This window comes from Mycobacterium sp., from assembly GCF_049278535.1.
Taxonomy (GTDB): Bacteria; Actinomycetota; Actinomycetes; order Mycobacteriales; family Mycobacteriaceae; genus Mycobacterium.
The window spans coordinates 1-4,007 of record NZ_JBAPMI010000319.1 but is presented as its reverse complement, the minus strand read 5'-3'; the positions used below and the strand labels follow the sequence as shown (position 1 = coordinate 4,007).

General features: G+C 64.4%; 4 protein-coding genes. 3 read left to right on the top strand and 1 reads right to left on the bottom strand.

Going from position 1 to position 4,007, the window contains the following annotated elements; all coding sequences use genetic code 11:
* The coding region (locus WAO18_RS21190) for a diiron oxygenase (protein WP_422208196.1) at positions 1–159 on the bottom strand (159 nt) is incomplete at its 3' end.
* A 276-nt stretch (positions 160–435) separates the two neighbouring features.
* Here WAO18_RS21190 and WAO18_RS21185 point away from each other — a divergent pair.
* The 3 genes from WAO18_RS21185 to WAO18_RS21175 all read left to right on the top strand — a co-directional run.
* Positions 436–3,189 carry an ATP-binding protein gene (locus WAO18_RS21185; RefSeq protein WP_422208195.1) on the top strand — a complete coding sequence of 918 codons (2,754 nt, stop codon included), beginning with the start codon at positions 436–438 and terminating at the stop codon, positions 3,187–3,189.
* A 35-nt stretch (positions 3,190–3,224) separates the two neighbouring features.
* Positions 3,225–3,509: a hypothetical protein gene (locus WAO18_RS21180; RefSeq protein ID WP_422208194.1), complete on the top strand. Its 285-nt coding sequence runs from the start codon at positions 3,225–3,227 to the stop codon at positions 3,507–3,509.
* A gap of 154 nt (positions 3,510–3,663) precedes the next feature.
* On the top strand, positions 3,664–4,007 hold a 344-nt coding region (locus tag WAO18_RS21175; RefSeq protein WP_422208193.1), incomplete at its 3' end, for a hypothetical protein.

The window sequence follows — 4,007 nt, the reverse complement described above, 5'->3', positions numbered from 1 at the left end:
CGAGACGGTCCTGGGCGGCAGATAGAACTTGTCTGGGTCCAGCGGCGCATCCCAGTCGATGTCGACAACCGGCGCGTAGGACTTCTTGACCGATCCCTTGAGCAGCCGGTCGGAGAAATCCTCGCGATCGCGCCCGGTCGGTTTCACCGCAGTGGTCATCGTTGACGTCCCCTTCGTCGGTGTTATGTCCAGACGGTAGGGAGCGCGGACGAAGATGTCAATACCATCGGTACCGGGTACTTGCGGTTCTAGCTGCTGAGTGGGACGACCGAAAGCGAGGGAATCGCCGGACTGAGCGGTACGCGTTTCCAACGCATCCTGCGCGCTGTTTGCTGAACTCATATCAGATTCAAATGATGCTGGAAATACGCAAGGCCCTGTGAATCCAATGTAGGTTAACTGCCAGGTCGGGGATGGCCTACAGGGGGATTGCCAGTGCGGCAAGCGGAGCCGCGCGCGGTGCGCGAATTTCTGGACCGCGCTTTTGCCGGGCCAGCCGGGATGGTAGTCGAGGGCGAAGCCGGCATGGGCAAGACGACGTTCCTCTGGCACGTTGCCGAGGCCGCCGGGATCAAAGGCTTTCGAGTCCTGTCGACGTGTGGGTCGCCGACCGAGGCGCGGTACGCCTATGCAGCAGTGGCTGATTTGCTCAGCGCTGTCGATACCGCCGTCCTCGCGAATCTGCCAGCGGCCCAGCGGGCGGCGCTGGAGCGGGTGCTTCTGCTCGATGGTGAAGGCCCCCCAACTAACGAGCGGATGGTTGCCGCCGCTTTCTTGTCAGTAATTCAGCATCCCGGTGTCGATGCGCCGGTGCTGATGGCGATCGATGACGCGCAGTGGCTGGATGTGTCCAGCCAGGCGGTATTTGGATATGCCGCGCGCCGACTCAGCGGCCGGGTTGGGATCCTTGCAACGGTCCGAACGGGCGAGCCCGGCCTCGGCGATCCGCCGTCCTGGCTTAGATTCGCGCGCCCGGACTCAACCGTCCGCATCAGGATGAGTCCGCTGAGTTTAGGCGGCGTACACGCCCTGATTTCCAAGCGGCTTGGGCATACCCTCCCTCGCCCGGTGATCACGCGCATTCACGAAATTTCCGGTGGAAACCCGTTTTTCGCGCTTGAGTTGGCTCGCTCGGTTGCCGACGAGCCGTCCCGCGGAGTGGTTGACTTACCTGATTCCCTTGCCGTCCTGGTGCGTAAGCGGATCGGCCAACCCGATGACGAGCTCAGCGCGGTGCTGCTGGCCGCCTCATGCACGGTATTTCCGACCGTGGAGCGATTAAGCCGCGCCATCGACCTCAACATCGACCGGGTCGTCGAAGTCATCGAGTCTGCTGAAGCGTCAGGGGTTGTGGCATTGGAGGGCAACGAGATTCGGTTCTGCCATCCGTTGTTCGCCAGCGGGGTCTACACCGGTGCCAGCCCGCCGCAGCGCCGCGCCATGCATCGCAAGCTCGCCGACACCGTCGAGGAACCCGAGCTCAAAGCCCGACATTTGGCGCTAGCTGCTACCACCGGCGACCCGGCAATGCTGGACGCGCTCGACGAGGCGGCCGAAGTGACCCTGGCCCAGGGTGCCCCCGCAGTGGCTGCCGAATTGCTCGAATTGGCTATCAAACTCGGCGGCGATACACCCGTGCGGCGAATTCGGGCTGCCGAGAAGCACTTTCGCTCCGGTGCGCTCTGGCGGGCACGAAGCCTTCTGCAATCGACCATCGATGGGTTGCCGCCCACGGGCCCGTTGCGTTGCGTCGCGTTGATGTTGCTGGCAGCCGTGACCGGCTACGACGAGGACATGGTGAGCGCTGTCGCTGCGCTGACTCAGGCTGTCGAGGTCGCAGAGGACCCAGCGCTGCAACTGCAAAGCCGACTGCTGCTGACGCCGGCGGTAGGCCTGACCGGACGGATGAAGGAATCTGTCGACCACGCCCGTACTGCGGTCGCCGAGGCGGAGCAACTAGGCAATGCCGGACTTCGTAGTCAGGCGTTGACGATGTGGGTGCTGGTGAGCTTCATGTATGGGCTCGGCTTTGACCGGCAAGCCATGCAGACGGCGTTGGACCTTGAGGAATCGAACAGTGAGGCGGCCGCCACCTATCAGGCCAGCGCGGTTGCGGCTGTCATGGCGGCCTGGACCGGCGATCTGGTTAGCGCCCGCACTCAGATGCAGAGTGCGCAGCGGCGTTTTCTGCAGGGCGGTACCGAGATCGACATTCTTTGGGCGGCCAACCACCTGACGATGATCGACCTTTGGCTAGGTCGTTACGACGAGGCTGCCGCGACAGCCGCCGATGCTGTGCAACGAGCCGAGCAAATGGGCGGCAAGCACATGCTGATCAGCTCGTGGGCAAGCCAGGCCGCGGTTGCAGCTCACGTCGGTCGTGAGGATGAGGCCCGCACGGCTGCCCGCTCGGCCATCGATACGGCCCGGGCCACCGGAGCCACTTTTCTCGTTAATTCGGCGATCACGGCACACGCATTCCTTGAGGTGTCGATTGGGAACCATGCGGCCGCACTAGCCGCGCTGGAACCGCTGCTGGCCTCGTTCGACTCGACGCACGACACCGAGATCATGGTGGGCGCGTATGTTCCTGACGCAATCGAATCGCTGACCGCGCTGGGGCGCGCCGACGAGGCTGAGCCGCTCGTTGCCGCGCTCGAACACAAGGGCGCGCAACACGATCGGCCGTGGATGCTCGCGGTGGCCGCGCGCGGGCGGGGCCATGTGCTGGCCGCGCGCGGCGAACTCGAGGCCGCCGAGCGGATTGCGCAGGAAGCGATCGGCCATCACCAGCGTCTGCCGATGCCGTTCGAGATGGCACGCACCCAATTGCTGTTGGGTCAACTACAACGCCGACGGCGCCGCAAGCAGGCGGCCGAGGCGACCCTGCGCGAGGCGCTCGAGAGCTTTGATCGCTTGGCTGCGCCGCTGTGGGCCAGGCGCGTTCGCGCCGAATTGGCGCGCCTCACCGGTCCAGCCAGCGCTGCGGTAGGGCTGACCGTCGCTGAACAGCGCGTCGCCGAACGCGCCGCCGCCGGCCTGTCCAACAAGCAGATCGCCGCCGAGCTGTTCATCGCGCCAAAGACTGTCGAGATGAATCTCAGCAGTGTTTACCGGAAGCTGGGTATTCGTTCGCGCGCCGCGCTGTCGGCCGCACTGCAGGCGGGCGATGTCCAGGGAAAACCCTGATTCCAAATAGCCGGCGGGGCGTTACCGTCAGGCGCATGTGTGACATCGGCGTCGCGGCGGAGTGCTTCATGGTCGAGTGGTATCAGCCGGATCTTGCTGCGATATCTCTGGATGCAGCCATCGAGCGGCTGGGCCGGGCTGCGGCCGCCTCGCAGGTGCGGGTGCTGATGACGCTGAGCTCGCCCAGCGACGAGACCGTCTTCGTGGTGCTGGCCGCCGACTGCGCTGAGGACGTCGTGAACGTCTGCCAGCAGGCGGGGTGGCATACCGACCGCATTACTGCCGGCGTGCAGGCACGCATCGGCGCCGCACCTAGCTGAACGACCAACCCTGGGGTACCTCGGCCGCCGATTGCAAGGGATTTCCCTGTATCGGGGCGTTGTGCATTTGCTTAGCGTCAAGCTGACAGCTTCCTGTGATTTCCACAGAAACAGCGAAGAGACGCTTATCTGCTGTGTTTTGGAGGGTTTGGCGATGGCTGGTCGACGTGGCTGCAAGTGGAGTCGTGGTTCGCGTCAGGCAGCAGCGCGCCGGCGGGGTGTAGGTCTGGGTGCGAGTGCCTGCGCATTTCTGGCGTTCGGCCTGGCTCCGCTGGCCAGCACACCTCCGGCTCATGCCGACGTTCTGGATGTAGTCGTCGATCCGATTCTCAATCCGTTGCAGCAGGCCTTGGCCGGGGTGGGCGATGCGGTGTCGTTGATCGATCCGACCGCGGGTCTGGATGCGGTGGCGGGTTTAGATCCGGCCGCTATGTTGTCGGGTCTGGATTTCGGGGTTGTGGTGGATCCCGCTGCGGTGTTGTCGGGTGTGGATGTGGC

Coding starts and splice junctions, on each gene's coding strand:
- WAO18_RS21180 (WP_422208194.1), top strand. CDS start 3,225: ATGTGTGACATCGGCGTCGCGGCGGAGTGCTTCATGGTCGAGTGGTAT.